Below are 1,304 nucleotides of genomic sequence, written 5' to 3'. Positions count from 1 at the left end.
TTTATGCCATTTTTCTTTATACTGTCACTTAGGCAGGCTGGACACTTGATTTCTAGAGTTATTCGCATTTCTCTATTTTATCAAAATCCAACCTGCTTTTTTTCAGCATACTTTTTGAAACACCACCTTTCATTTTTATCATCTATATTGTTTTGATTTTATTGTATTGAAAAAGCACGGTTTACACCGTGCTTTTTTCTATCAATCTTTAAAATGAACGGGAATCCATTGATAGCTTTTTCCATCTTTAGTATAAATATGACCTAGGCCGGGGAAGGGTAAATGTGGTGCGGCAATCAGCTGACCTTCTTTAGCATATTCTGCGAAGTGTTTAAGACGGGTTTCTACCGCAGCTTTAGAGTCAATATCAAAATCTACAGTGGTTTTGGGTTGTTCAAACTGCAATGAATGTGAATGCACGATATCACCAATAAATACAACGTCTGCGCCTTCTGTTTTCAGTTTAAAGCTGTAATGTCCGGGGGTATGACCAAAAGCGGGTTTAAACTGAATATAACCAAAGGCCAAAGATTTATCTGAAAAGACTTTTACTTTTTTGGCTTTATCATAAGGTGCAAGCGCAGCTTTAATTTTCTCAACTGTAGCTAAGAATTTTTCTTGGTTTTCTTTCGGTAGCGTATTTACTGTATTCGGATTAAGCCAGTAATCGTATTCAGTTTTTGCAATATGCAGTGTCGCATTTGGGTAGTTTGCGACACCATTATTTGAAATACCGCAAACATGGTCAGGGTGTAAGTGGGTTAGGTAAATGTCATTTACTTGCATAGGCTGATAGCCTGATGCTTTCAAGTTGTTATAGATCGAACCGAGATGTGTGCCAAAGCAGCTTGCAGCACCGCTATCCACCATAATGAGTTTATTGCCTGTATGAATAAGAAAGGCATTGACTGAGGTTTGTATGCCTTTGTCATTGATTGCAGCGTATTTCTTTAAAATGTCAGTTTTTTCGCTGTCGCTTAAGCCTTTAAATAATGATGGATTGAGATAATTTGTACCATCGAGTAGGGCAGTGATTTGGGTGTTGCCGATTTGGTGATGGTAGTAGCCAGCGACTTGTTTTTGTTGGGTGATTGTCGATTCAGTTGCTTGAGTGATGTTGTTTGTAGTACTTAGAGTGAATAAGAGAAATAATGGTTTGAACGTTGTCATAGTTTTGTTGAACCGTACCGGGTTTGTCGGAGACTTTTTTATTTAAGTTAGGCCACCTGACCTAACGGGTTAATCTTATCATAGTACATTGCTTCAAAATCAAAAGGTGATACATAACCTAGTGCACTATGTAC

At 37.8% G+C, this 1,304-nt stretch carries 1 protein-coding gene; it reads right to left on the bottom strand.

Going from position 1 to position 1,304, the window contains the following annotated elements; genetic code table 11:
* Positions 1 to 201 precede the first annotated feature (201 nt).
* Positions 202 to 1,170, bottom strand: coding sequence for an MBL fold metallo-hydrolase (locus tag FTT84_RS17840; RefSeq protein WP_180082036.1), 969 nt, complete (start codon positions 1,168 to 1,170; stop codon positions 202 to 204).
* Positions 1,171 to 1,304 lie beyond the last annotated feature (134 nt).

It is taken from the genome of Acinetobacter sp. YH01019, assembly GCF_013420285.1.
GTDB classification, from domain to species: domain Bacteria; phylum Pseudomonadota; class Gammaproteobacteria; order Pseudomonadales; family Moraxellaceae; genus Acinetobacter; species Acinetobacter gandensis.
This window is presented reverse-complemented; position numbering and strand designations above follow the sequence as displayed.